We start from the raw sequence: 21,758 nt of genomic DNA, 5'->3' as shown, positions 1-21,758 counted from the left end.
GACGGTACGCGTGACCGAACGCGACGACGTCAAGAAACTCGTCGAGCGACACTGGAACAACCGCGCGGAGACGTTCGACGACGAAGTCCACCACGGCATCCACGGCGAGGACCAGCGCGAGCGGTGGCTGTCAGTCCTCGGCGAGCGGACGGGCGAGCCGCCGCAGCGGGTCCTCGACGTCGGGTGCGGGACCGGCGTCGTCTCGCTACTGCTGGCGGGCCTGGGACACGACGTGACGGGCGTCGACGTCGCGCCCGCGATGCTCGAGCAGGCCCGGGAGAAGGCGCGCCGCGCCGGCCTGTCGGTCGCGTTCCAGCGCGGCGACGCGGAGGGCCTCGGTGTTCAGGACGACGCGGTCGACCTGGCGACGGCGCGCCACCTCCTCTGGACGCTCCCGGATCCCGAAGCGGCCGTCGAGGAGTGGCAGCGCGTCGTCGGCCCCGGCGGCCGGCTCCTCCTGATCGAGGGGTACTGGGACCACCCCGAGCCCCGGGACGAGTACGAGGCGATCCACGGCGACCTGCCGCTGTATCACGGCCGCCCGCCCGGGGAGCTACGCGAGTTCCTCCGGGAGGCGGGGCTCCGGGACGTCGAGTACGAACCGCTGGACGATCCGGTGCTGTGGGGGCGCGAGCCGCGCCACGACTACTACGCGATCGCGGGGACCGTCCCGCGCTGAGACGGACTGGCGTCGCTGTGCCCGTATGAGAGGCGGGCGCGCTTACTCCTCGAACCCGAAGATCAGGCGGTGCTGGCGCTCCAGTTCGTCGACGTACCGGTCGAGCACGGTTGCCAGTTTCTCGTCGTCGACGATGATCGCCGTCACGCGATCGATCGGGTCCTCGGGCAGGTCGATGCCGAACTCGCCGTCGCCCTCGTAGACCGGTTCGGACTCGTTGAGGATCTGCTGGTCGATGGCGTGGATCAGCTCCGAGTCGTACTGGTCGTTCATCACCTCGAAGGCCTGCTTGTAGGCCTTCTGGAGCTCAGTGAAGTAGTGCTGGTACTTGTCATCGAACTTCTCCGGGTCGAACTCGGCCATGTAGGACAGTCGGCGAGCGCACCTAAAAAGTCGGCCGATGGGCGGCCAGCGGTCGCCAGCGGCCGCCGTGCGGACAGGGTAGTCAGAGCGGCTATCGCGGCGCTCGCCCGGCGTCCTTCTTGGGGAGGTACAGCACCAGATAGCCGACGAAGAAGATGCCGACCACGCCCCCGAGCACGAGGTAGACGCCCTCGTCGACGGCGGCCAGCGTCGTCACGAGCTCGTCGAAGGTCGCGATGGGGTCGGCCATGCCGAACGCCTGAACGTACGCGGCGACCCCGACGGCCGCGACGAGCAACAGGTCGAAGACGTCGCGCTCTCGCATCGGTGGCTCTCTCGTGGCGATGAAGTTAGTCTTGTTGGCAGCGAGGTTCCTCCCTCCGGTCGGAACCTCGCCCTCAGTCCAGCTGCCGGGCGACGATCTCGTCGGCGGCCTCGATGAAGGACGCTTCCTCGCCCGCGGGGACGGTCGCGCCGGCGGCGATGTCGTGGCCGCCGCCGTCGCCGCTGACGGCGCGGGCCGCCTCGCTCATCACGACCGAGAGATCCAGGCCGCGGCCGACCAGCGGGCCGGTGCCGCGGGCAGAGACCTTCGTCTCCTCGTCGCCCTTGCTCGCGAAGGCGACGATGGGCCTGTCGGAGTCGACGCCGTCGGTGCCCAGCGCCATCCCGGCGACGATGCCGACGATGGTCTCGCGGACGGCGTCGCCGGCGTCGAACCACTGGACGTTGTCCTCCCGGGTGACCCCGCGCTCCTGGACGAGCGACAGGCCCTCCGAGAGGTTCCGGCGGTGGTTGGCGAGCAGGCTCCGGGCCCGCTCCAGCGCGCCCTCGCGGTCGCCCAGGCAGACCGCCAGTCCGACGTCGGCCCGCTCGTAGCGCGCGGTGGCGTTCAGCAAGGTCGAGAACTCGCTGGCGTCCCGCAGTTCGGTGCCGACCGGTTCGGCGGTCAGCGTGTAGGTGGTGCCCACGAGGGAGTCGATGTCGTCGGCGGGGACGCCGCGCTCGACGGCCCGCTGGACGAGGCCGCTGGCGACCGTCTGGCGCTCGTCGTCGGTCAGGTCCGCCCAGGTGCGCCACTCGCCGTCCCGCTTGAGGTCCAGCCCCAGCGACTCCAGGAAGCGGACGGCGCCGGCCTCGTCGTTGGAGATGCCCGGAATCGGGACCTCCGTGGCGTACTCCAGCAGCTTCGGGAGGGGCCGGGTCTGCTTGCCGTAGAGCGTGAGGTCGGTCCCCTCCGCGAGGACGCCCGCCTCGACGCCCTCCTCGACGATGCCCTGGTTCGCGCCGACGAGCTCGCCGCTCGTGGCCTGCATGTCGCCGACGGCGCCGACGACGGCGAGGCCGGCGAGGTCGCGGTTGAGCGGGTCGCCGTCCGTCCCCGCGGCGTCGCCAGCCGCTGTCGCTGTATCCCCGTCAGCGGCCGTTTCGCCGCCGTCCGTGGCAGCGCCGCCCTCCTTGGCGAGCGCCCGCGCGAGGACGTAGGCGGCGCCCGCTCCGGACAGCTCGGAGGCTCCGTCGATGCCGACGAGCAGCGGGTTGCAGTGGTACTCGAAGTCGGCGTAGCCGTCCGTCTCGGAGACCGCGTCGGGGTGGCAGTCCTCCGGCGCGGCGGGCTGGTGGTGGTCGGCGATCACGGCCTCGAAGTCGCCCGCGGCGACGTGCTCGGAGACGGCGTCCAGTTGCCCGCTGCCGAAGTCAGTGAAGAGAACGGTGTCGTACTCGCGTGCGGCGATGGAGGCAATCTCCTCGGCGTCGAGCTGTTTCTTGAAGACGGTCTCGAAGGGGAGCCCCGCCCGCTCCAGCGCGGTGGCGGCGACGGCCGCGCTCGTCAGGCCGTCGGCGTCGATGTGCGATGCCAGCAGCACCGCGTCGGCGTCGAGCAGGCGGCGGGCGCAGGTCCGCGCGCGGTCGTCGAGGTCGGGGGCGGGTCCCATCGAGGCGACGTTCGCGCCTGCCCGGATATAAACTTCCGGTCGCGTGCCCGGCTTCCGACCGCACCCTCCCCGCCCTACTCGTCGTAGCTGGGTGCGGCTTCCTCGACGGCTTCGGCGGCGAGGGCGTCGAAGTCGGCCGCCTCGGGCACGACGTCGACCTCGATCCCGGCGTCCTCGGCGGTGCGGCGGGTCGGTTCGCCGATGGCGCCGACGACGGCGTCGTTCAGCCCGTCGACGGCCGCGTCCCGGACGCCGCGCTCGTCGGCGGCGGCCAGGAAGTGCGTGACGGTGAGCGACGAGGTGAACAGCGCCGCGTCCAGGTCGCCCCCGGCGGCGAGTTCGGCCGATTCACCGGCGCTCTCGGGACGGACCAGCCGGTAGAGGACCGTCTCGTGGACGTATGCGCCGGCGTCCTCCAGCCCGTCGGTCAGCACGTCAGAGCCGTGGTCGGAGCGGGCCACCTCGATGCGCGCGCCTGCGGCGTCGTCCGCGAGCGCGTCCACGAGGCCCGACGAGGAGTACTCGTCGGGCACCAGATCGACCGAGTAGCCGGCCGCACGCAGCGCGTCGGCCGTCGGCTCTCCGATGGCGCAGACCGCCGCCTCGCCGGGGCCCCAGCCGGCTTCGGCGGCGAGTTCGACGCCGGTCTTGCTCGTGAGGACCGCGTAGTCGGCGTCCTCGCGAGGGACAACGGGCGAGGGCTCGTCGGAGCCGGAGGATCCGACGGCGTCGGTCTTGGGCGTCGCGTCGGTCGGCTCGACCGCCAGCATCGGATCGGGCACGGGGTCGGCGCCCAGCGACTCCAGCAGTTCGACGGCATCGTCGGTCCGCTCGTCGTCGGGACGGAAGAACGCGACCCGGAGGCGGGGTTCCTCACGCATCGGGATCCCCTCCGTCGGTCCGGCTCCCGTCGCCGCTCCCGCCGTAGTCGGTCCGCAGGAACTCGATCACCCGGTCGCGCTGGCCGGCCACGTCGCCGATCACGGTGATCGCCGGCGGTTCGATGCCGGCCTCGTCGCGGACGTCGACGATCGTATCGAGGGTCCCCGTGGCCACCTGCTGGTCGGGCCGGGTCGCCCGCTCGACCAGCGCGACGGGCGTGTCCGGATCCATGCCGGCCTCCCGCAGCGCGGCGGTGTACTCCGGGAGCCTGCCGACGCCCATCAGGACGACGACGGTGCCGCCGGTCGCGGCCAGCGCCGCCCAGTCGATAGCGGACTCCTCCTTCGTGGGGTCCTCGTGGCCCGTGACGAAGGAGACGGAGGAGGCGTGGTCGCGGTGGGTGACCGGAATCCCTGAGACCGCGGGACCGGCCACCGCGGAGGTGATTCCCGGCACCACCTCGACGGGGACCTCGTGCTCGGCGAGGTGGACCAGTTCCTCCCCGCCGCGGCCGAAGACGGTCGGATCGCCGCCCTTCAGGCGGACCACGTCCTTGCCCTCCTCGGCCAGTTCGACCATCCGGCGGTTGGTGTACTCCTGTGGCGTCCACTCGCCGCCGGCGCGCTTGCCGACGTCCTCCCGCTTCTCCTCGGGGATCTGCTCGATGATCTCCGGGCCCGGGAGCTTGTCGTGGAGGACGACGTCGGCCTCCGACAGCAGTCGCTTCGCCTTGACCGTCAGCAGGTCCGGATCGCCGGGGCCGGAGCCGACGAGGTAGACGGTGCCCGTCATTCCTCGCTCGTCTCCGCGGCCGTGGCCGCGTCGTCCTCGGCCGCCGCGCCGCTCTCGCGCTTGGCCCGCTTGATCAGTTCCCGCGCGCCCTGATCGGCCAGGTCCCGGGCCAGTTCCCGGGCCGCCTCGCCGTGGCGGTCGGCGGGCAGGTCCCGCGTCAGCGACACCTCCTCCTCGCCGTCCCGCGAGAGCGCGCGGACCGTCGTGCGGACGACGCTGCCCTGCAGGACGGCGTAGACGCCCAGCGGAGCGACGCAGCCCCCGCCGAGTTCGCCCAGGATCGTCCGCTCGACCGTCGTCTCGACGCGCGATCGCGGGTGGTCCAGCGCGCCGTTGAGGTCCCGCGCCAGGTCGCCGTCGACGGCCGTCACCGCCAGCGCGCCCTGACCCGGTGCCGGGACGAACGTCTCCGTCGGCAGCGACTGGGCCTCGACGTGGTGGAGCAGGCCCGCCCGTTCCAGTCCCGCGCGCGCGAGCACGATGGCGTCGTACGCCACGTCGACGTCCCGGCCCAGGGCCTGCCGCTCGATCTCGCGCAGGCCGCTGAACCACTCCTCGACGTCCTCCTCGTAGGGGAACTCCCAGTCGTCGGGGACCTCGACGTCCGCCTCGTCGCCCTCCGGCGTCTCCACGGTCTCTCCCGCCGTCGCCTTCCGCTTTTTCTCGGCCTCGCTGCGGTCCTCGTGCTCGGCCTGCAGGCTCGGCGCCAGCAGCTTCTCGATTCGGGTGTCGACGTTACCCCGAAGGGGCTGGACGTCGAGGTCCGGCCGCTCGGCGAGCAACTGGGCCGTCCGGCGGAGGCTGGACGTGCCGACGGTGGCGCCCTCGGGCAGCTCGTCGAGGGTCTTCCCGTCCGGCGTGACCAGCACGTCGGCCGGATCGGCCCGCTCGGGGACGGCCGCGACGACCAGCCCGTCGCCCTCCGTCGGGACGTCCTTCATCGAGTGGACGGCCGCGTCCACGTCGCCCGCCTCGACCTGCTCGTCCAGGCTCCGGACGAACGCCCCGGTCTTGCCCAGCCGGTGGATCAGCTCGTCGCGGACCTGATCGCCCGTCGTCTCGACCTCGACGATCTCGACGTCGAACCGCCGACCGAGGGCCTCCTCGACGGCGGCGGCCTGGCGCAGGGCCAGGTCCGAGCCCCGCGTGGCCAGTCGCAGCGTCCGCGATGTACTCATACCCGTCCATCGGCGACGACCCCTGAAAAGTGTACAGATACGGCGATGGTCGAGCCGGGCAGCGACGCCGGGGCTGCCCTACCAGGGCTCGTCTTTCAGCCCCAGCGCGTAGGCGATGCCGTTCGTCACGACGTGGAGGACGGGCGTGGCGATCAGGACGGCGACGAGCACCGGCGGCGTGAACGTCGAGAGCGTCCAGTCGGGCGCGAACAGCGCCGCGAGCGCCAGCGCGCCGATCACGAAGTCGAGCTGGTCGAGCCCGGGGAAGGCGGCACCCCGCTCTCGGCCAGTCCGGCGCTTGAGGAACGAAGCGCCGATGTCGCCCGCCATCGCCCCCAGCGCCAGGCCGAGGCCCGCCAGCAGGGGGAACGCCGGCAGGTCCACGCCCAGCGCCGCGCCGGCGGGTTCGACCACGAGGTTGAGCGCCAGCGCCAGCGCGAGGCCGGCCAGCGTCCCCGCCGCCGTACCGCGCCAGGTCTTGCCGTCGCCGAGCACCCGGCGGCCGTTCCACGTCCGGCCGCCGTCGATGGGCCGTCCCCCGCCGGCGAGGACGGCCGCGTTGTTCGGCACGTAGGCCGGTAGCATCGCCCACAGCGCCGTCGCGAGCGCACCGAACAGCGTCATGTCGCGGACGTGTGACGCCCGGGGGCTTAACGGCGGCGGACGACGCTGCCGCGAGGCGAGGGTCTCGGGAACGTGACAAACCTCTTGCCGCCGGGGTACCTGCCTACGAACGATGATTCCGCCACTCGCCCGGCGGTTCGTCGCCGGGGAGACGGCCGCCGAGGTGCTGGAGCGGGCCCGGCGGTTACAGGCCCGGGACGTGGGGACGATCTGCAACCGCCTCGGCGAGCACTACGACGAGCGCGGGCCGGCCGACGAGGACGCGGCTGCCTACTGCCGGCTCGTCGACGACGTCGCCGACGCCGGCCTGCGAGCCCGCGTCTCGGTCAAGCCCTCCCAGCTCGGTCTGGACGTCGGCGAGGACGTCTTCCGGGAGAACCTGGCGCGGGTGGTCGACCGCGCCGACGACCGCGGCGTGTTCGTCTGGCTGGACATGGAGGACCATCCGGCGGTGGACGCGACGCTGAACGCCTACGAGCACCACGCCGAGGCGACCGGCGGGGACGTCGGCGTCTGCGTGCAGGCCAACCTACGGCGGACGCGGACGGACCTGGAGCGGCTGGGGGACCTGCCGGGCTCGGTCCGACTGGTCAAGGGGGCCTACGACCCGCCGGAAGAGGTCGCCTACCGGCGCAAGGAACGCGTCGACGCCGAGTTCCGGGACTGCCTGCGATACATGTTCGCGAACTTCGAGGACGGCGTGGCGGTGGGGAGCCACGACCCCGAGATGCTGTCGCTGGCGGACTCGCTCCACGAGGAGTTCGGCACGCCCTACGAGGTGCAGATGCTGATGGGCGTCCGGGAGGACGCGCTGTTCGACCTGGCGGACGACTGCGAGGTCTGGCAGTACGTCCCCTACGGCGACAGGTGGCTTTCCTACTTCTACCGGCGGGTCGCCGAGCGCCGGCAGAACGCCCTGTTCGCGCTCCGGGCCGTTCTGAGCGGGTGAGTGAGGGGCGGACCAGAAGCGGCCTCCCGCCCGGTGGCGTGGGAGAAGGGAAGGCTGATAACCGGGGCGGGCCACTCGGCTGACATGGCGCCGGCCTCGTGGAAGCGCGATTTCGCGAGCGGACTCATCGTCCTGCTCCCCGTCCTGGTCACCATCTACGTCCTCGCGTACCTCTACGGCATCCTGGCCGGACTGCCGTTCGCGGCCGACATCAACGTCGCGACGCTCAACGATCTCGGCCTCCCCGGATACCTCCAGGCGGAGGCCGTCGTCACGTTCATCCGGGTCGTGACGACGCTGGGCGTGTTCGTGCTGCTCGTGTTCTCGATCGGCTATCTCATGCGGACGGCCTTCGGCGATCTCATGGAGAGCGCGCTGGACGACCTCATGAACCAGGTCCCCGGGCTGCGGGTGGTGTACAACGCGTCGAAGATGGCCGTCGAGACGGCCGTCTCGGGCACCGACGAACTCCAGAAGCCCGTGAAGATCGAAACCTGGGACGGGATGCGGATGACCGCGTTCAAGACCGGTAAGACAACCAACGACGGGCGAGACGTCCTCTTCCTCCCGACCGCGCCGAACATCACCACCGGCTACGTCGTCGAGGTCGAGCCCGACGAGTACGAGGAACTGAACGAGCGCGTCGAGGACGCGCTGACCCGGATCCTCTCGGCCGGCTTCGGCGACTCCGACCGGGACAACGTCAAACTCCCGATCAACGCCCAGGACGGCCAGGAGGGCGAGGCCACGGACGACTGAAGCGGGCCGCGCTCCGGTCGCCGCTGGGCCTCGAGGCCGACGGCGGTGAACGTCGACGACAGGTGTGTTCTCAGGCGCCGGACGATACGTTTCCCCGGACGCTTGCGAGTGGTCGATTCGCTGCGGAGACAGAGCGACGGGGTCGATCCCCCGGTTCGATTCCGCTACACCTCGACGTCGGTGAACCAGTCGTCGTACTCGGCAGGCCGCTCCTCGAAGAGGTCGAAGAACGCCGACTGGAGGTCGTCGGTGACCGGGCCCTTCGTGCCGGCGCCGATCTGGTTGCCGTCAACGCTGCGGATGGGCGTCACCTCTGCCGCCGTCCCGGTGAAGAACAGCTCGTCAGCGGTGTACAGTTCGCCCCGGGAGATGGTCGTCTCGTGGACCTCGTAGCCCATGTCCTCGGCGAGCGTGATGGCGGTCTGGCGGGTGATCCCGTCGAGGATCGACTCGGATAGACCGGTCGTGTAGATTTCTCCGTCGCGCACCAGGAAGACGTTCTCGCCGGGACCCTCCGCGACGTTGCCCTCCTCGTTGAGGACGACGGCCTCGGTGTAGCCGTTGCCCCGCGCCTCCAGCGACGCGAGGACGCTGTTGACGTACGGACCGGTCGTCTTGGCGTTCGTCGGGATCTCGTCGGAGGAGTACTTCCGCCAGGAGGAGACGGCGACGTCGACGCCTTCTTCGAGGGCCTCCTCCCCGAGGTAAGCGCCCCACGGCCAGGCCGCGATAGCGGTCTCGACGGGCGACTCGCTGGGGTTCAGTCCCAGCGGGCCGTAGCCGTAGAAGGCGATCGGTCGGATGTAGCAGGATTCCAGCCCCTCGCTGCGGATCAGTTCGATCGTCGCCTCGGTCAGCTCCGCGGGCTCGTAGGGGATCTCGATGTCGTAGACCTTCGCCGACTCGTAGAGCCGCTCGAGGTGCTCGTCCCACCGGAAGATGGCCGGCCCCTCGGCGGTGTCGTAACACCGGACGCCCTCGAAGACGCCCGTGCCGTAGTGGAGCGCGTGGGTCAGGACGTGGACCTGCGCGTCCTCGAAGTTGACGAACTCGCCGTCCTGCCAGATGCGGTCGACGCCCTCGAACATCTCCGGACGGTCGGTCATCGCCGGTCCCCCCGGAGTTCGGCCTCGGTACCCCGTTCACGCGGTGTCTCTGGAGCCATATCGGCTCCCTAGATGGCCACCGTTAAGAGCCTTAACTATCCGTGCCAGCGCCTCCCGCACCGGCGCGGACGCAGTGAGTGTCCTGTATCGACGAGTGGAGCGAGCCAGAAAGCCCTGGCTGGCTGTTCACAGGCGATACGAGGCGGATGCCCCGACCCTTGAGGTCGGGGAGGAAGCCGACAACCGATGACACAAACCACACTACGATGGCAGGCCGACTCTCCAACATATAAGTAATACCGTCCATATATGTGAAACACAGTAGAATACCGTCGTACCGCCGTCATCAAACTCGACACTCCCGAAGGAGCCGACGATTCGCTTCGAGAGACTGTCGAGCAGTTCAAACACTGCGCCAACACCGCGAGCGACTGGTGCTGGCACGGCGACGACGGCTACCACGTCACCTCGAAAGCCAAAGCCGAACGCGCCCTCTACGACCGACTCCGCGACGAAACAGACCTCACCGCGAATCTCGTCCAGAAGGGGATTCGCAGGGCGGTCGAGGCCGTCAAAAGCGGCGTCTCGAACGTGGCGAGAACACGTCGCAACCGTACTTCTCGGCAGACAGCGCAGTCTACGACAAGCGGAGTGCGACGTTCCACCGCGACCACGTTTCGCTTTCGACCGTAGACGGGCGCGTCGAGTGCAACTACATTCTCCCCGACGACTCGGAGACACCGCCGACGAAGTACGTCTCCGACGCGGATTTCGAGTTTCGGATGGCGCACTTACAGTACCGCGACGGCGACTGGTATCTCCATGCTTCGATGCGGAAAGTCGAACCAGACGAGGAACCGTCCGAATCCGAGTCCAAGCACAGAACAGTCCTTGGTGTGGATGTGGGCGTGAACAACCTCGCCGTCGCTTCGACGGGGCGATTCTGGTCGGCAGACGAGTTCAACCACTGGCGACGAGAATACGAGAAACGTCGTGCATCACTCCAGCAGTGTGGTTCTCGTCACGCCCACGAAAACATCGAGTCAGTCGGACAGAAAGAGTATGGACGGTTCGAGATACACCTGCACACGGTGGCGAACGAACTTATCGAGGAGGCCGTCGAGACCGACTGTTCGCACATCGTGTTCGAGGACTTGACCTACATTCGGGAGAACATCCCCGAGGCGACGTGGCAACACGTCTGGGCGTTCCGACGCCTCTACGAGTACGTCGAATACAAGGCCGAAGAACACGGTGTTGAAGCCGTACAGGTTGACCCGCGCAACACGTCGAAGCGTTGCTCGACGTGTGGGTTTACCCACGACGATAACCGTAACGGGGAGTCGTTCGAGTGTCAGCAGTGCGGGTACGAGAACCACGCGGACTACAACGCTTCCAAGCACATCGGTTTGCAGTATCTCCGTCGTCGGCAAAACGCAGACGATGGAGGCGCACCCGTAGATGTGCGCTTGAATCGCGGGACGCTGAACGTGAGCGGGGAGTACGTCCCCCCTGCCTCGGTTGAGGCATAGAACGGGAGTCCACGCGAAAGCCTCGGGGCTTGACCCCGAGGCGATTTACACTGCTGATAATCGGCCCCGAGCGTTCATGGCCCGCGGCGAGAGAGCGGAGGGTATGACGCGCTGGCTCGACCGGGCGGAAGAGCTACTCTACGAGGGCGAGGAGACGGTCGAGCGGGTGACGGTCGGGGGCGGCGGCGTCGTGGTCACGACTCACCGCGTGCTGGCGTTCACGCCCGACGCCGAGGGGAGCAACTACGAGGCCGTCGAGCGACCGAACGTGGCCGGCGTCGAGCGGCGGGCGACCGGCGAGGACCGGCTCCTGGGCGTCGCGGCGAAGGTCGTCGTCGTCGGCCTCGCGCTGACCGGGGCCGGGCTGGCGATCGACATGAACTCGCTGATAGGCGACGTCTCGCTGTCGAGCGGGACCGGCGCCGTCGGCATGGGCGGCGTTCTCTCGACCGTGCAGACGATGCTCGACCTGCTGGCGCACCTGGACGAGGTCGTGACCGTCGTCGGGGCGCTGGCGCTGCTGGTGGGGGTCGTCCTCCTCGGGGCCTACGCCCGGACGCGCGAGCGTGTCCTCGTCGTCGAGGTCGCCGGCGACGAGGACGTCACAGTGTCGCTGTCGGACGGTGACGGCGGGAGCGGGGGCGACGGATTCGTGCCGGACGGATACGAGGACGGGACTGTCGACGCCGCCGGTTCACCGGGCGACGGGCCCGGGGCAGATCCCGTCGACAGGCTGGAGCGGGCGATCCGGCCCGGCGAGTCCTGAACGCGCGGCGGGGCCCCTCGTCCTGCGGTCGGGGCGTCCGCGGTGCGTGACGTTGAACCCCGTCGAGCGGAAAGGGAGGATCGATGGACGCCGCGACGGTTCTCGACCGGGCCGCCGACCTGCCGACCGAGCCCGGCGTGTACCACTTCGTCGCCGACCGGGTGCTGTACGTGGGGAAGGCCATCGACCTGCGGGACCGGGTGCGGTCGTACGCGGACCCGCGCTCGACCCGCATCGCGCGGATGGTCGAGCGCGCCGAGGGGATCGAGTACAGCGTCACCGACACGGAGACGCAGGCGCTGCTGCTGGAGGCCAACCTCATCAAGCGCCACCAGCCGCCCTACAACGTCCGGCTGAAGGACGACAAGTCCTATCCCCTGGTCCAGCTGACGGACCACCCCGTCCCGCGGATCCAGGTCACTCGCGACCCGGAGGAGGGGGCGACCATCTACGGCCCGTTCACCGACAAGGGTCGCGTGGAGACCGTCGTCAAGGCCCTCCGGGAGACCTACGGACTGCGGGGCTGCTCGGACCACAAGTACCAGGGTCGCGAGCGGCCCTGCCTGGACTACGAGATGGGGATCTGCACCGCGCCCTGTACCGGCGAGATAAGCGAAGACGCCTACGCCGAGGACGTCGAGAGCGTCCGGCGGTTCTTCGAGGGCGAGACGGGCGTGCTCGCCGACCCCCTCCGGCGGGAGATGGAGGCCGCCGCGCAGGAGGCGTCCTTCGAGCGGGCGGCGAACCTCCGAGACAAACTGGAAGCCGTGCAGGCGCTGCACGGCGACGCCGACGACGCCGTCCAGACGACACGGGACGAGCGCGCGATGGACGTGCTCGGCGCGGTCCGCGAGGGCGAGCGGGCCACCGTCGCCCGGCTCCACGCCAGCGACGGCCAGCTGGTCGACCGCGAGCGCCACCGGCTGGACGCTCCCGATGGCGACGGCGTCGGGGAGGTGCTCGGTGCCTTCGTCACGCAGTACTACGCCGAGCGGGACCTGCCCGACGCGGTGCTGTGCTCGGAGCGGCCCGACGGGGACGTCGTCGAGTGGCTCGCTGGCGAGGGCGTCGACGTCCGCGTCCCCGGCGCCGGCCGCGAGGCCACGCTCGTCGACCTGGCGCTGAAGAACGCCCGCCGGTCCGGTCCCGCCCGCGACGAGACGGCGGCGCTGGCCGACGCGCTCGGCCTCGACGCCGCCGACCGCGTCGAGGGGTTCGACGTGAGCCACGCCCACGGGACGTCCGTGGTCGGCTCGAACGTGACCTTCGTCGACGGGAGCCCGGAGAAGGCCGACTACCGCCGCAAGAAGCTCACCGAGGAGAACGACGACTACGGCAACATGCGAGAACTCGTCCGCTGGCGGGCCGAACGCGCCGTCGAGGGCCGCGACGACCGGCCGGATCCCGACCTCCTGCTGATCGACGGCGGTGAGGGACAGCTCGGCGCGGCCCGCGACGCGCTGGCGATGGCGGGGTGGGACGTGCCCGCCGTCGCGCTGGCCAAGGAGGAGGAACTGGTCGTGACGCCGTCGGGCACCCGCGACTGGGCGGACGACGACGAGCGCCTCCATCTGCTCCAGCGGGTCCGCGACGAGGCCCACCGCTTCGCCGTCCAGTACCACCAGACTGTCCGCGACGACGTGGGGACCGCGCTGGACGAGGTGCCCGGCGTCGGCCCGGAGACACGCAAGCGTCTGCTCCGCCGGTTCGGCAGCGTCGACGGCGTGCGCGAGGCCTCCGAGGACGAACTGCTGGCCGTCGACGGCGTCGGCGAGGCGACCGCAGACACCATCGCCAGCCACCTCTCGTAAGAGGTGAGCCCGCGCGCGGACTGCGACGCTTCAGCAAGAACTAACCGAGTTCGTCATGAACGTTCGTGTATTATGGGGGAACTCGAGGCGGTGTTCAGATAAGCTTGAAAGGTGAGGCAGATGCGGTTTTTTAGTGCTCTATGCCAAAAACCGACCGCCTCAGCGGTTGTTTGGACCTGATCGAGTTAGAGTTTGTGGAGCGAGAAGCGACACCGCGACTACTGATGAAGCTCAGTATTCAGTTGCATCTGGCTGGACTCTCGCTTTCGAATACTGTCTCGTTTCTTGAGGTATTCGGTGTCCAACGCGCTCGGTCAACCGTTCACAACTGGGTTCACAAAGCCGATCTACAGCCCCAGGATGGGCGAGAACCGGATCACGTCGCGGTCGACGAAACCGTGATCCAACTCGATGACGAGCACTACTGGCTGTACGCTGCCGTCGATCCAGACACGAACGAATTACTCCATACAAAGCTTGAACCGACCAAAACAAACGTTCTCGCTCGTGCGTTCTTCACCGAGCTCCGCGAGAAACACGATGTCGACGACGCCGTCTTTCTCGTCGATGGTGCGACACCGCTGAAAGACGCCTGCCAGCGACACGGCCTCGATTTCAGATATGAACGCCATGGAAATCGAAACAGTGTCGAACGTGTCTTTCGAGAAATAAAACGACGGACATCTTCGTTCTCAAACTGCTTCAGCAACGCCGAAGCGGACACAGCCGACGACTGGCTCAAATCGTTCAGCTTCGCATGGAATCAGCTAATCTGAACACTACCGCCAAGCAGGACGACTTCGAGGGAATCGTCGACGCGATCAGGGACGCCACCGACGACGAGCCCTACGTCGTCGCGGAGACCGTCGCCGAGGAACTGCTGTACGACGACACCGTCCACCGGCACAACACGGTCAGCTCGCGGGTGTTCTTCGTCGCGACCGTCGACGGCGAAGTGGTGGGGTGGACGCACCTGGACCTGCCGCAGGTCGACAAGCTACAGGACATCGCCCAGTTGACCGTGGCGTGCGCGGGGAGCACCGCCGGGAGGGCATCGGCGACCGACTGATGGAGCGGGGTCTCGACTGGGCCGAAGCCAACGGCTACCGCAAGGTGTACAACAGCGTCCCGGCGCACAACGAGCGTGCGATGGCGTTTCTCGAAGCGTACGACTGGGAGACCGAGGGAATCCGACGGGACCACTACACTATCGACGACGAGGCGGTCGACGAGATCATGATGGCCCACACCTTCTGATCGCCGGCGTCCGCCCGCGGGCCGCGGACACCCATTTATTGCTTTGCCAACAATAATTGAGCGAGGCATCAGCATGGCCGACGACACCGCCACCATCGAACTGAACCGGCCGGAGGCCCAGGAAGTGATCAACGCGCTCTCGACGGAGATCGCCACCGAGTCGGGACCGGAGGAGGAGCGCGCGCTCAACGTCCGTGAGTTCCTGCAGCGGGAGTTCGACTTCCAGGAGCCCGACTTCCAGGAGTCGGACCCCGGCGACGACGACGGGATCCTCACGCTGGACCCGTCGAACCTGTTCGGCGACGAGGAGGACGGCACCCACGAGGTACAGCTGTCCCGCGGCGAGGCCGCCGAGGTCGACCGCGCGCTGGCCGAGCAGGAGGGCTCCTCGGAGGGCGAGGCGGAGACGATCAGGGATCTCCGCGAGCGGCTTGACGAGCAGTTCGACCTGGGACGGGGCTGAGCGAGCAGCGGCCCTGGCGGCGCTCCGGAGCCGCCGCCCCTCTCACTGCCCGGAACAGTCACTCCAGACAACGCTTTTTCGGGTGGCAACCCTACGATCTGTGTGCGACTGATCCGCGTCCTCGTCCCGGACGACGACCTCGATGCGGTGCTCGACGCGTTCGACGAGAAGGGGATCGACGCGGTCCGGCAGCGGGCCTGGCGCGACGGCGAGGAGCAGTGGATCGTCGAGGCCCCCGTTCCGACCGACGCCGTGGGGTTCGTCTTCGACCGGCTCGAGGCGGCCGACGTCGACCCGGAGCGGTACACCGTCGTCGGCAGCCTCGAGGTCGCGATGACGCCGGGCTCCGAGGCGCTGCAGGACCGGTTCGCCACGGACTTCGACCCGCTGACCCGCCAGGAGCTCCGCGCCAAGGCCGACGACATCAGCCACGACGCGCGGTCGTTCCTCTCGCTGATCCTGCTGAGCGCGGTCATCGCGACCGCCGGGCTCCTGGTCGACTCGCCCGCGGTCGTGGTCGGCTCGATGGTGATCGCGCCCATCGTCGGCCCGGTGCTGACCGCCTCGGTCGGCGCGATCACCGGGGACGGACAGATGCTCCGCAACAGCGTCGCCCTCCAGGTCGCCGGGCTGGCGACGGCGATGCTCGGGGCCGCCGCGTTCGCCTACGGCGTCAAGGCGGCCGGCTTCGTCCCGGCAGGGCTGGACGTCGGCTCGATCGAACTGATCGCGCTGCGGATCGCGCCGTCGCTGCTGACCGTCGTCATCGGCCTCGCCGCCGGCGCGGCCGCCGCGTTCGGCATCGCGACCAAGGGCCCGACGTCCCTTATCGGCGTGATGATCGCAGCCGCGCTCGTCCCGGCCGCCGCCACCGTCGGCGTCGCCGCCGTCTGGGACGCGCCCCGGATCGCCGCGGGGTCGCTGGCGCTCGTCGCGCTGACGCTGCTCGTCGTCAACGCCGGGACGATCGCCGTCCTCCGGGCGCTTGGCTACGGAGCGGACGAGGAGTGGAGCGTCCTCCCCAAGGGCGCGACGCGGCGCGCGCTCACCGCGGCCAGCGTGCTGGCGCTCGCGGTGCTCGTCGCCGGCGTCGGGGTAGCGACCGTCCAGCAGATCGAGTACGAGCGGGCGGTCGACCAGCAAGTCGAGGCGACGCTGGAGCGACCGGCCTACGCGGGGCTCGAACCGATCTCCGTCCGCGTCCAGTACGCCGGGGTGCTCCCCTGGGGACCGAACGAGACGGTCACCGTCACGCTCAGTCGTTCCGGGAGCGGCGACCCGCCGTCGATCGCCGAGGCCATCGACCGCCGCATCGCGAACGCGACCGACCGGAACCCGCGAGTGCGGGTCGAGTTCGTCACCTATCAGGTGGACAGCGAGGCGAACGCGACCGCGAACGGAACCGAGTCCACGGCGACAGTGACCCCATGACCCCGGACGCCGATTCGCGGTACCGGGCAGATTCGATATAGCAGCTATCGATTTACGGCCGAGGAACGGTGGTCCAGAGCGGTACTGCGGAATCCACAGTAGAGCCCCTGAGACAGCTATCACCCGCGTTTCATCGGCCGAACCCCAGATTCCTGTTAGCTGTTCAAGGTTAACCGTCTGGGGACCGAACCCGCTCGCATGGACTCCGTCAACCCCGCCACCGGCGAGGCGGTCGAATCGTACGAGGACCACTCCGAGTCCGACGTCGACGAGGCGCTGGACCGGGCGACGGAGACCTCCGCGGAGTGGAAGGACCGCCCGCTGCGGGAACGCGAGCAACTCCTGGAGAACGCGGCCGAAGTGCTGCGGGAGAACAAGCGCGAGTACGCCGAGATCATGGCCCGCGAGATGGGCAAGCCGATCGACCAGGGCGTCTCGGAGGTCGAGAAGTGCGCCTGGGCCTGCGACCACTACGCCGAGAACGCAAGCAGCTACCTGGAGCCCGAGCACCACCCGAGCCCCCCGGGTTCGACGGTCAAGACGGTCTACGAGCCGCTCGGTCCCGTGCTAGCGGTGATGCCGTGGAACTTCCCGTTCTGGCAGGTGTTCCGCTTCGCCGCGCCCTACCTGACGGCGGGCAACGTCGGCCTCCTGAAGCACGCCTCCAACGTCCCGGGCTGCGCCGTCGCCATCGAGGAGGTGTTCCGCGAGGCCGGTTACCCCGAGGGCGTCTTCCAGTCGCTGCTGATCCCCTCCGACCTCGTCGACGACGCGATCGAGGACGACCGCGTCCGGGCCGCGACGCTGACGGGCAGCGGCCCCGCCGGCCGGTCCGTGGCCGCCACCGCCGGGGAGAACCTCAAGAAGACCGTCCTGGAGCTGGGCGGCAGCGACCCGTTCGTCGTCCTCGACGACGCCGACCTCGACGCGGCCGCGGAGACGGGCGCGTGGGCCCGCAACCAGAACGCCGGCCAGTCCTGCATCGCCGCCAAGCGCTTTATCGTCCACACGGACGTCTACGACGACTTCCTCGACAGATTCGTCGACGAGATCGAGAACCTCACCGTCGGCGACCCGACGGACGAGGACACCGACGTCGGCCCGCAGGCCCGCGAAGACCTCATGGAGGACCTCCACGAGCAGGTCCGGCAAAGCGTCGAGGCCGGCGCGACCGTCGTGACGGGCGGCGAGCCCATGGACCGCGAGGGGGCCTTCTACCCGCCGACGGTCCTGACCGACGTGCCGGAGGGGTGTCCCGCCGACGACGAGGAGACGTTCGGCCCCGTCGCGGCCGTCTGGGAGGTCGAGGACGAGGACGCGGCCGTCGAGAAGGCCAACGACACCCAGTTCGGCCTCGGCGCGAGCGTCTGGACCGAGGACCGCGAGCGCGGCGAGCGGATCGCCCGGCGGATCGACGCCGGCTGCACCTACGTCAACCAGCTCGTCAAGTCCGATCCGCGGGTGCCGTTCGGGGGCGTCAAGGAGTCGGGCTACGGCCGCGAGCTCTCCGAGCCCGGAATCCACGAGTTCGTCAACCGCAAGACGGTGTGGATCGAATGAACGCCGCCGAGCTGCTGGTCGCCTGCCTCGAACGAGAGGGCGTCGAGCACGTCTTCGGCATCCCCGGCGAGGAACTGGAGGACCTGCTGTTCGCGCTGGACGACTCCGAGGTGACCTTCGTCCCCACTCGTCACGAGCAGGGCGCGGCGTTCATGGCCGACGTCCACGGCCGCCTCACCGGGCGGGCCGGCGTCTGCTGCTCGACGCTCGGGCCGGGGGCGACGAACCTGCTGACCGGCGTCGCCGACGCCCACCTCGACAAGAGCCCGCTCGTCGCCGTCACGGGACAGGGCGGGCTCGAACGCCTCCACAAGGAGAGCCACCAGGCGCTGAACGTCGTCGGCCTCTTCGAGCCCGTCACGAAGTGGAACGCGCAGCTGGACGACCCCGACGTCGTCGGCGAGGCCGTCCGCAAGGCGTTCAAAGTCGCCGAGTACGAGAAGCCCGGCGCGACCCACCTGGAACTCCCCGAGGACGTGGCGGGCGAGGCCACCCAGGAGCGTCCCCTTCCGGAACGGGAGCCCGTGCGTCCGGGCGCTCCCGACCCGGATGCGCTCGACCGCGCCGTCGACCTGCTCGCGGCGGCCGACCGACCGCTGGTCGTCGCCGGCAACGGCGCCGTCCGCGCCCGCGCGGTCGACCGCCTCAGGGCCCTCGTCGAGGCCGCCGACCTCCCCGTCGTCTCGACGTACATGGGCAAGGGGGCCGTCTCGGACGCCGACGAGCGCTCGCTGATGACGGTCGCCTCCGGGGACGGCGCGGCGGCGGAGGCCATCGCGGCGGCCGACCTGCTCGTGGCCGTCGGCTACGACGTCGCCGAGCACGACCCCGCCGACTGGGACCATGACGGACCGATCGTCCACGTCGACTCCGAGCCCGCGGAGGTGTACGCCGCCTACAACTCCGAGGTCGAGGTCGTCGCCGACGTCGGCCGGACGCTGCAGGCGCTGACGGACCGCGCCGAGGACGGCGCGTTCGGGACGGAAACGGACTGGTACGGCGACTACCGCGAACGCGTGCTGGCCGACGTCGATCGGGAACCGGCCGACGAACCGCCGTTCACCGAGGAGGGCGTCCTCCCCGTCCTGCGCGATGTCATGGCCGACGAGGACGTGCTCGTCTCCGACGTCGGCAGCCACAAGATGGCCGTCGCCGCGAACTACCCCGCCTACGAGCCCAACACCTGCGTCGTCTCGAACGGCCTCGCGGCCATGGGCATCGCCGTCCCGGGCGCGCTCGCGGCCGACCTCGCCGTCGACGGGAACGTCGTCGCCGCGACCGGCGACGGCGGCTTCCTGATGAACGCCGCCGAGATCGAGACCGCCACCAGGCTGGGCTGTTCGTACGCCGTCGTCGTCTTCCGGGACGACGACTACGGCCTCATCTCTGAGAAGCAGCTCGACCACACCGGCGACTCGACGGGGACCGGGCTGAGCAACCCCGACCTCACCACCTTCGCCGAGAGTTTCGGCATCGACGCGTACCGCCCGGAATCGCCCGGGGAGATCCGGGAGGCCCTCGACGAGGCCGTCGGCGGCGGCATGGCTCTCGTCGAGATCCCCGTCGAGTGAACGCGACGGGGAGGGTTCCGTCGTTCGGGACCGTCCGGTCAGCGAGCGGTGTTCCAGCGATTATAAACCAGATATTGCTATAGTGAACAGCCCTAACGCGCGAACCCGGCCCGTCGGCCCGCAGCGCGGAGACGCCGTGACCGGGGGACGGAGCGGGCCTGCTCTCGGTAGCGAGAGCTATAGTAGAAATTGAAACTATTTACACATCGAAGGGCACCCCGAGTGCCCCTCGAGTGCGTCATTGCGTTCAATTCTACTGTAGTCACGGACGACCGCGCTGCCGAGTGTCCGGCCCGCGCGTGCACGCAGGTACATCGAGCAGGCATCGGCTCCGGACCGCGGTCTCCTGATACCGCTGTACGTCCGCGGTGACGACGGCCGCTGGTGCAGCCGCTCGCGACGCACCCGCCGATGGACAGGTTCGCCGACCAATCGAAACGCGGAGGCCTTCGGCGAACCGGTCGTGTTCGGCGCTGATACCGGGAGTAAGCTATCGGGAATCGGCCTCGCCGCGCCGCTCGCCCGGCGGCAGTGCCAGCAGCGTCGCCGCGTAGAACGGGCCGGCGACGGCGGCGATCCAGCAGAAGGAGGCCGCACCCGCGAGGCTTCCGAACAGCAGCAACAGCACCGCCAGCGCGGGGAGGCCGGTGGACTCGACCAGCACGAGGTGGGCCCCGGCGACGGCGAAGCCCCACAGCGCGCCGGCGCCGGCCACGAGCGCCAGGAAGCCGGCGCGGTCCGAGCGGTCGTCGCACAGTCCCCGCGACCGGTCGACGACCGCGGCCCCGACGCCGGCAAGGACCGGTCCGGCGGCCGCAAGGGGAAGGAGGACGTTCACGGTGGCGTCGCTGCCCACGAGCGTCGCGGCAGGAGAGACGGCGAGGGCGCCGAGGGCCAGCGCCAGTCTGGATCGGTCGGAACGCACGGCCGGCGGCACGGACGGACTGGACAAAGAGCCTCTGGTTCGATCAGCTTCAGATACGACCACTCGCGCAGCTGCGTCGGTAGTCAGCGGATAGTCCAGTTCCGACCTGCGGCCGCCACACCGCATTCGATATAGCCGGATGTGGTTCATCGCGGGCATGGCCCAGCCGATCAACTCCCGGACGGCGACGCTTCAATCGCCGCTGACGTCGATCTCGACGTCTCCGGAGGCGGTCGAAACGTCGACGGTGCGGGAGCCGTCGCCGACGGTGGTCGTCAGGGTCGATCCGTCCGTCGAGGCGTCGAATCCCGTGGTATCGATGCCGCCGCTGCTGGTCTCGACGGAGAGAGTCGCACCGGATTCGGCCGGAAACCGGATCGACGCGTCACCGCTGGACGCGCTCGCGTCGACGTCACCCCCGGGGTTCGTCACCGTCAGGTCGCCGCTCGACGCCTCGACCGTGACGTCCCCGGCGGCGTCGATCACCTCGGCGTCGCCGCTGGAGGTGTCGACCGTGACGTCGCCGTCGACGTCGCGCACGCGGACGCCGCCGCTGCTCGTGTCCACCGTCGTCGGACCGTGAACGCCCGCCAGTTCGACGTCACCGCTCGCGACGTCGATCCGCTCGGCGCGGATGTCGGCCGGCACAGTCACGTGCAGGTCCATCCGGGGTGCGGCACCGAACCGGAACCAGGAGTCCTCGCGCTCGACGGAGAGCTCGAGACGCCCGTCCGATCGGTCGACGGACAGGGAGACGTCGTCGAGATCGTCCTCCGAGGCGGCGCGCTTCGTGGCCCGGACTTCGACGTCGTCCCGGTCGGTGCCCTCGACGGTGACGTCGCCGGCTCGCCCATCGATGACGAGGCTCTCCCCTGCCTCGTGGGTGGTCGTGTTCGTCTCCTCGACTGTCCGGCCCTCACCGGTGACCACGCACCCGGAGAGGCCGGTCGTCGCGGCCAGCCCCGCCAGCACGCGGCGGCGCGTTCGGTCGGTCACACCCGACCGTTCTCGAAACCGTCACTGAATGCTGACGATTGTGCGTGGGATCAGAGCCGTCCGGGTGTCTAATCGAGTGGCGATGACCGGCCGTTCCAGTTCGTTTCGGCCCGTGCCGCGCCATTCCGAACCAGTTCCCGCAGGACCGACGGAATCCACGAGTACGCCGCGATAAAT

The 21,758-nt window shown here is 69.5% G+C and carries 20 protein-coding genes and 2 pseudogenes; 12 read left to right on the top strand and 10 right to left on the bottom strand.

The annotated features are described in order from the left end of the window. Positions 1 to 10: 10 nt before the first annotated feature. Positions 11 to 679, top strand: a complete 669-nt coding sequence (locus LCY71_RS06825) for a class I SAM-dependent methyltransferase (RefSeq protein ID WP_225335612.1) — start codon at positions 11 to 13, stop codon at positions 677 to 679. Between the two features lie 42 nt (positions 680 to 721). Here LCY71_RS06825 and LCY71_RS06820 read toward each other — a convergent pair whose 3' ends face one another. From LCY71_RS06820 to LCY71_RS06790, 7 genes are all read right to left on the bottom strand, one after another. Beyond that, positions 722 to 1,042: a DUF5783 family protein gene (locus LCY71_RS06820; RefSeq protein ID WP_225335611.1), complete on the bottom strand. Its 321-nt coding sequence runs from the start codon at positions 1,040 to 1,042 to the stop codon at positions 722 to 724. Between the two features lie 91 nt (positions 1,043 to 1,133). After that, positions 1,134 to 1,367, bottom strand: a complete 234-nt coding sequence (locus LCY71_RS06815) for a hypothetical protein (protein ID WP_225335610.1) — start codon at positions 1,365 to 1,367, stop codon at positions 1,134 to 1,136. Between the two features lie 73 nt (positions 1,368 to 1,440). Continuing rightward, positions 1,441 to 2,979, bottom strand: a complete 1,539-nt coding sequence (gene recJ, locus LCY71_RS06810) for a RecJ family nuclease (protein ID WP_225335609.1) — start codon at positions 2,977 to 2,979, stop codon at positions 1,441 to 1,443. Between the two features lie 74 nt (positions 2,980 to 3,053). Beyond that, positions 3,054 to 3,860, bottom strand: a complete 807-nt coding sequence (locus tag LCY71_RS06805) for a uroporphyrinogen-III synthase (RefSeq protein WP_225335608.1) — start codon at positions 3,858 to 3,860, stop codon at positions 3,054 to 3,056. Beyond that, a complete protein-coding gene (gene cobA, locus LCY71_RS06800; RefSeq protein ID WP_225335607.1) occupies positions 3,853 to 4,653 on the bottom strand; it encodes a uroporphyrinogen-III C-methyltransferase in 801 nt (266 codons plus the stop codon). The genes LCY71_RS06805 and cobA overlap by 8 nt, the downstream gene beginning before the upstream one ends. Then, entirely contained in the window at positions 4,650 to 5,831 is a 1,182-nt protein-coding gene (gene hemC, locus LCY71_RS06795) for a hydroxymethylbilane synthase (protein ID WP_225335606.1), read from the bottom strand. The genes cobA and hemC overlap by 4 nt, the downstream gene beginning before the upstream one ends. A gap of 78 nt (positions 5,832 to 5,909) precedes the next feature. Then, positions 5,910 to 6,455, bottom strand: coding sequence for a CDP-2,3-bis-(O-geranylgeranyl)-sn-glycerol synthase (locus tag LCY71_RS06790; protein ID WP_225335605.1), 546 nt, complete (start codon positions 6,453 to 6,455; stop codon positions 5,910 to 5,912). Between the two features lie 112 nt (positions 6,456 to 6,567). Here LCY71_RS06790 and LCY71_RS06785 point away from each other — a divergent pair, with 112 nt between their 5' ends. Both LCY71_RS06785 and LCY71_RS06780 read left to right on the top strand, forming a co-directional pair. After that, positions 6,568 to 7,404, top strand: a complete 837-nt coding sequence (locus tag LCY71_RS06785; RefSeq protein ID WP_225335604.1) for a proline dehydrogenase family protein — start codon at positions 6,568 to 6,570, stop codon at positions 7,402 to 7,404. Between the two features lie 84 nt (positions 7,405 to 7,488). Then, positions 7,489 to 8,163: a DUF502 domain-containing protein gene (locus LCY71_RS06780; protein ID WP_225335603.1), complete on the top strand. Its 675-nt coding sequence runs from the start codon at positions 7,489 to 7,491 to the stop codon at positions 8,161 to 8,163. 164 nt (positions 8,164 to 8,327) lie between these two features. On the opposite strand, the gene LCY71_RS06775 is transcribed toward LCY71_RS06780, so the two are convergent. Continuing rightward, positions 8,328 to 9,269 (bottom strand): branched-chain amino acid transaminase, encoded by a 942-nt coding sequence (locus tag LCY71_RS06775; RefSeq protein ID WP_225335602.1) that lies wholly within the window; start codon positions 9,267 to 9,269, stop codon positions 8,328 to 8,330. Between the two features lie 345 nt (positions 9,270 to 9,614). Between LCY71_RS06775 and LCY71_RS06770 the strand changes: the two are divergent. The 9 genes and pseudogenes from LCY71_RS06770 (at position 9,615) to LCY71_RS06725 (ending at position 19,660) form a co-directional block, all read left to right on the top strand. Further along, a pseudogene (locus tag LCY71_RS06770) lies at positions 9,615 to 10,801 on the top strand (RNA-guided endonuclease InsQ/TnpB family protein). A gap of 103 nt (positions 10,802 to 10,904) precedes the next feature. Next, complete coding sequence (locus tag LCY71_RS06765; RefSeq protein WP_225335601.1) at positions 10,905 to 11,567, top strand: hypothetical protein; 663 nt, start codon at positions 10,905 to 10,907, stop codon at positions 11,565 to 11,567. A gap of 83 nt (positions 11,568 to 11,650) precedes the next feature. Continuing rightward, positions 11,651 to 13,378, top strand: a complete 1,728-nt coding sequence (locus LCY71_RS06760) for an excinuclease ABC subunit C (protein WP_225335600.1) — start codon at positions 11,651 to 11,653, stop codon at positions 13,376 to 13,378. A gap of 140 nt (positions 13,379 to 13,518) precedes the next feature. Further along, the gene (locus LCY71_RS06755; RefSeq protein ID WP_225335599.1) at positions 13,519 to 14,154 is read left to right on the top strand and encodes an IS6 family transposase; all 636 of its coding nucleotides are present in this window, start codon (positions 13,519 to 13,521) and stop codon (positions 14,152 to 14,154) included. Between the two features lie 11 nt (positions 14,155 to 14,165). After that, positions 14,166 to 14,635: pseudogene (locus LCY71_RS21660) on the top strand (GNAT family N-acetyltransferase); the annotation flags it as partial. 73 nt (positions 14,636 to 14,708) lie between these two features. Beyond that, complete coding sequence (locus LCY71_RS06740) at positions 14,709 to 15,098, top strand: hypothetical protein (RefSeq protein ID WP_225335596.1); 390 nt, start codon at positions 14,709 to 14,711, stop codon at positions 15,096 to 15,098. 102 nt (positions 15,099 to 15,200) lie between these two features. After that, positions 15,201 to 16,529 (top strand): DUF389 domain-containing protein, encoded by a 1,329-nt coding sequence (locus LCY71_RS06735; protein ID WP_225335595.1) that lies wholly within the window; start codon positions 15,201 to 15,203, stop codon positions 16,527 to 16,529. A 198-nt stretch (positions 16,530 to 16,727) separates the two neighbouring features. After that, the gene (locus LCY71_RS06730) at positions 16,728 to 18,089 is read left to right on the top strand and encodes an NAD-dependent succinate-semialdehyde dehydrogenase (protein WP_225335594.1); all 1,362 of its coding nucleotides are present in this window, start codon (positions 16,728 to 16,730) and stop codon (positions 18,087 to 18,089) included. After that, positions 18,086 to 19,660, top strand: a complete 1,575-nt coding sequence (locus LCY71_RS06725; protein ID WP_225335593.1) for an acetolactate synthase large subunit — start codon at positions 18,086 to 18,088, stop codon at positions 19,658 to 19,660. The genes LCY71_RS06730 and LCY71_RS06725 overlap by 4 nt, the downstream gene beginning before the upstream one ends. A 490-nt stretch (positions 19,661 to 20,150) precedes the next feature. On the opposite strand, the gene LCY71_RS06720 is transcribed toward LCY71_RS06725, so the two are convergent. After that, complete coding sequence (locus tag LCY71_RS06720; RefSeq protein ID WP_225335592.1) at positions 20,151 to 20,585, bottom strand: hypothetical protein; 435 nt, start codon at positions 20,583 to 20,585, stop codon at positions 20,151 to 20,153. A gap of 192 nt (positions 20,586 to 20,777) precedes the next feature. Then, positions 20,778 to 21,581 (bottom strand): DUF4097 family beta strand repeat-containing protein, encoded by an 804-nt coding sequence (locus LCY71_RS06715; protein WP_225335591.1) that lies wholly within the window; start codon positions 21,579 to 21,581, stop codon positions 20,778 to 20,780. Positions 21,582 to 21,758: the final 177 nt, after the last annotated feature.

Source organism: Halomicrobium urmianum, from assembly GCF_020217425.1.
In the GTDB taxonomy this organism is placed as follows: domain Archaea; phylum Halobacteriota; class Halobacteria; order Halobacteriales; family Haloarculaceae; genus Halomicrobium; species Halomicrobium urmianum.
Note: the sequence above shows the minus strand (reverse complement) of the source record. Positions and strands in the feature narration are given on the sequence as shown.

Bases quoted from the DNA above. Each gene is read 5' to 3' on its own strand.
- LCY71_RS06785 (WP_225335604.1), top strand. From the start codon at position 6,568: ATGATTCCGCCACTCGCCCGGCGGTTCGTCGCCGGGGAGACGGCCGCC.
- LCY71_RS06805 (WP_225335608.1), bottom strand. From the start codon at position 3,860: ATGCGTGAGGAACCCCGCCTCCGGGTCGCGTTCTTCCGTCCCGACGAC.
- LCY71_RS06730 (WP_225335594.1), top strand. From the start codon at position 16,728: ATGGACTCCGTCAACCCCGCCACCGGCGAGGCGGTCGAATCGTACGAG.
- LCY71_RS06740 (WP_225335596.1), top strand. From the start codon at position 14,709: ATGGCCGACGACACCGCCACCATCGAACTGAACCGGCCGGAGGCCCAG.
- cobA (WP_225335607.1), bottom strand. From the start codon at position 4,653: ATGACGGGCACCGTCTACCTCGTCGGCTCCGGCCCCGGCGATCCGGAC.
- LCY71_RS06815 (WP_225335610.1), bottom strand. From the start codon at position 1,367: ATGCGAGAGCGCGACGTCTTCGACCTGTTGCTCGTCGCGGCCGTCGGG.
- LCY71_RS06725 (WP_225335593.1), top strand. From the start codon at position 18,086: ATGAACGCCGCCGAGCTGCTGGTCGCCTGCCTCGAACGAGAGGGCGTC.
- LCY71_RS06760 (WP_225335600.1), top strand. From the start codon at position 11,651: ATGGACGCCGCGACGGTTCTCGACCGGGCCGCCGACCTGCCGACCGAG.
- hemC (WP_225335606.1), bottom strand. From the start codon at position 5,831: ATGAGTACATCGCGGACGCTGCGACTGGCCACGCGGGGCTCGGACCTG.
- LCY71_RS06820 (WP_225335611.1), bottom strand. From the start codon at position 1,042: ATGGCCGAGTTCGACCCGGAGAAGTTCGATGACAAGTACCAGCACTAC.
- LCY71_RS06755 (WP_225335599.1), top strand. From the start codon at position 13,519: ATGCCAAAAACCGACCGCCTCAGCGGTTGTTTGGACCTGATCGAGTTA.
- LCY71_RS06790 (WP_225335605.1), bottom strand. From the start codon at position 6,455: ATGACGCTGTTCGGTGCGCTCGCGACGGCGCTGTGGGCGATGCTACCG.
- LCY71_RS06765 (WP_225335601.1), top strand. From the start codon at position 10,905: ATGACGCGCTGGCTCGACCGGGCGGAAGAGCTACTCTACGAGGGCGAG.
- LCY71_RS06780 (WP_225335603.1), top strand. From the start codon at position 7,489: ATGGCGCCGGCCTCGTGGAAGCGCGATTTCGCGAGCGGACTCATCGTC.
- recJ (WP_225335609.1), bottom strand. From the start codon at position 2,979: ATGGGACCCGCCCCCGACCTCGACGACCGCGCGCGGACCTGCGCCCGC.
- LCY71_RS06775 (WP_225335602.1), bottom strand. From the start codon at position 9,269: ATGACCGACCGTCCGGAGATGTTCGAGGGCGTCGACCGCATCTGGCAG.